This window comes from Rhodanobacter sp. FW021-MT20 (assembly GCF_041107475.1).
GTDB lineage: Bacteria > Pseudomonadota > Gammaproteobacteria > Xanthomonadales > Rhodanobacteraceae > Rhodanobacter_A > Rhodanobacter_A glycinis.
On sequence record NZ_JBGBPX010000040.1, the window covers coordinates 1 to 3,364 of the forward strand.

At 59.1% G+C, this 3,364-nt stretch carries 1 protein-coding gene; it reads left to right on the forward strand.

Features of this window, described 5'->3' with window-relative positions; translation table 11 throughout:
• The first annotated feature begins 110 nt into the window (after nucleotides 1-110).
• Nucleotides 111-3,287: a DEAD/DEAH box helicase gene (locus AB7849_RS19450; RefSeq protein ID WP_369501563.1), complete on the forward strand. Its 3,177-nt coding sequence runs from the start codon at nucleotides 111-113 to the stop codon at nucleotides 3,285-3,287.
• Nucleotides 3,288-3,364 lie beyond the last annotated feature (77 nt).

Sequence of the window (3,364 nt, forward strand, 5' to 3'; positions counted from 1 at the left end):
GGACAAGCCTGCCCTCAACACACCGTCCACTGCAAGATCCGGCGGCGGACGTCAACCACACCAAACGCGAGAGAGCCACATATACTGACGACGGCGTCAGATTTTCCCACATGACCGAGACCGCTCCGCGGTGGTGGACTGGCAATCAGCTGACGTCAGATGAACGCCCACTCGTAGCCTATCTTGCGCAGTTGGTCTCCGAAGACGCGGCGGTCGAAACGGATGACGCGCTCCTTCTTCCGTGGACGAACGTCTATGCGCTGCTTTCCGACGAATCCCATTTTGGGAGTTTGCCACTCTTAGCTCTGCCCCAACGGTCGGACTGGGTTCCCCGGCTGGAATCGACCGGAGCACTTTCCGATCCCGACTTTCGGATCGCGGTACGAGGGTGGTCTTCGGCCCAGTTCGGAGATGCCTTGTTGGACCGTCAGGGAGCAGTCCTCCAGCGGTCCAGCGATCAATGGCTGATGTCGGAACCATCGTGGAAGTTGCTCGGCAAGTTGTCTCGGTTCGCACGCGAACAGTCTTCGCTTGATGCCGACCAGATACTCCGGACCGTCGGTGAGATCAGGCAGGCCGCGCTTGCCAGCGGGGCCGTCCTGGATGATTTTCTCGATAAGACAGACATTTGTACGCCGGACAAGGTGAAGCTCGATCTCCGGCGCGACCAGGCCTTCGGTTTGCCCGTGATCGAGGTAAGACCGTTGCCCAATGGCGCGCCGGACAACTTCGTGGAGACCTTCGATCGCTATGGCCAAGTGAGGGGGCGTTACGACCTTATCCAGGCCGGGGGGCGCTTGACCCATGTCGCTCCGAGCCACGCAGTGCGCCGCGTTCTGGAGGTTGTAAAAGGCATGCCGGCGCGCCGCCTCTCCGCGGAGCAGGCGAGGATTTTCACACACAATCCGTACGCCATACTGGGGGACGAAGCTGCCGAGGCGCTTGACGAGGAGCAGTTCAATACTGCTCGTCGCGATGCCGGCCTGGCCCCTGCCCGGTTCGAGGTCGTACCCGAGGCATCCACCGCGTCACATGTCGTGCTGCGCATCCACCAGGTGCTGGACGCGTCGACGCCCGAAGATCTGACACTGGATCACGACCAAGCCAAGCAATGGCTCGCGGCGGCAGGCCGATCTCGCGCGCAAGGGCTCCCCGTCTTCCACCAGGACGGCAGCGAGCTTCTGCTTGATCAGGCGGCCGAGCATCAGTTGGCGCTGCTCGCCGAGTGGGTCGGGCGGAGTGAAGTTGCCCAGATGCATCAGGCAGCAGGCGAGGTATTGGATCTCAGTGCTTTCAGCAGCCGGGTAATTGGTTTTGATTCGAAAGTCCAGGCCGTGCCGTACGTCCCGCATCGGACTCAGGGTAAGGATTGGCTTCCCGACGATGATGTTGGTGTAGTAACTGTCAATCACGCATCGGGTGAAGTCCGAAACCACATCATGACGGCGACTTCCATCGACGAGCTCGAGGAAGCGATTGGGCAGGCCAAGGACAAAAGGCTGGCGTCAGTGCGCATTCCCGGCTCTGACGTGGATCTGCCGATCCCACAGGCGGAGTCATTGGTGGATGAGTTCCGGGAGCTAGGCGTCAAGCCCTGCGGAAAGAACCCGCCCAAGCCACTGTCCGATCCCAAGCCGAACCAGCGCGTTGGACTCCGCATCCATCACAACATTGAGTCTCTCGAGTACGTCGAGGCCGTCGAGAATCTCGTTGGCGCGGTGAGAGCCGAGGATATCGAACTTCCCACCGCGCTGCGTCCGGAAATCACGCTCTTGCCGCATCAGGCCTATGGTCTTGCCTGGATGCAGCAGCGCTACCTCAGTCAGGACGTGGGCATCGCCGGATGCCTGCTGGCCGATGACATGGGTTTGGGAAAAACCCTCCAGTCCCTCTCGCTGATCGCGTGGGCTTGGCAGCGTTCGAATTCAGCACAGCCGAGCTTGGTGGTGGCACCCGTTTCCCTGCTGGAGAACTGGAAGCAGGAGGTAAACAAGTTTCTTGATTGGCCCGACGGAGCGGTGCTCAGCCTGTATGGTTCGGATCTGGCGTCGAAGCGCTCCGGCGGCAACGCGCTGGACGATGATCTACGCCAGCTTGGCGTTACCAAACTTCTTAGGCCAGGATTTGCCAATGGCTATCGCCTTGTGCTGACCACCTACGAAACCCTTCGCGATTACGAGCTGTCAATCGCACGACAACATTGGGACATCGTAGTCTGCGACGAGGCCCAGAAAATCAAGAATCCCACCGCCTTCGTTACCCAAGCGGCTAAAGCCTTGCACGCGAACTTCAAAATCGCCTGCACCGGCACTCCCGTCGAAAACTCATTGGCCGATCTCTGGTGTCTGTTCGACTTCTTCCAGCCCGGCTGTCTGGGAGCATTGAACGAGTTCACCAAGGTTTACCGAGAGTCCATCGAGTTCAGGCAGGAGGGGCACGAGACCTTGATCGAACGGCTCCGCGCCATGATCCAGCCCTGGGTTCTCCGGCGCATGAAGAACGAAGTACATGAGGGTCTTCCACGCAAGATCATGGGCAAGGAGGCCGACCGCACGACTGTGGCGCTTCAAATGTCACCAGTACAGCGGCTCGCCTACATGGACGCAGTCGCCGCGTACCGGCAGACAAAGGACCAGGGTGGGCAAGGTCGGAGCGTATCCATGCTGAACCTGCTACACCGTCTGCGCATGATCTGTGCACACCCGCTCGCAGCAACTCGAGAGGATCATGAGCGCCTCAACGTGAAGGAGCACATTGCCGCCTCACCCAAGCTAGCCTGGCTGCTTGGATGTCTTGATCGAATCAGGATCCTGCGTGAGAAGGTCATCGTGTTCACGGACTACAGGGATCTGCAACGACTGCTCCAGCGCGCCATCGAGCATCAATTCGGCATTCGAGCACAAATCATCAACGGGTCTACCTCAATCGGAACCAACCGGGGTGATTCCCGCCAGTACTTGATCGACGATTTCCAGGCCAAGCCGGGATTCGGCGTACTTATCCTCTCGGCGTCAGCCGTAGGTTTTGGTGTAAACATCCAGGGCGCAAATCACGTCATCCACTTCACCCGGACATGGAATCCGGCCAAGGAAGACCAGGCAACCGATCGAGCCTATCGAATTGGTCAGCGCCGTGACGTGTACGTGTACTGCCCTACCGTAGCCGGACCAGGCTTCCCCTCTTTTGAACAACGTTTGGCGGAACGCCTTGACTATAAACGTGATCTCTCAAAGGACATGCTGGCCGGATCGCAAGAGCTGACCGCTGATGATTTTGATGATCTCTAACAGGCTGTTGAGAAGCACCGTCCTGCGTCAGGTTTCATAGCCATGATCTATGGATGGTTGGCGTTGCAGTGGCTGCA

Bases quoted from the DNA above. Each gene is read 5' to 3' on its own strand.
- AB7849_RS19450 (WP_369501563.1), top strand. From the start codon at position 111: ATGACCGAGACCGCTCCGCGGTGGTGGACTGGCAATCAGCTGACGTCA.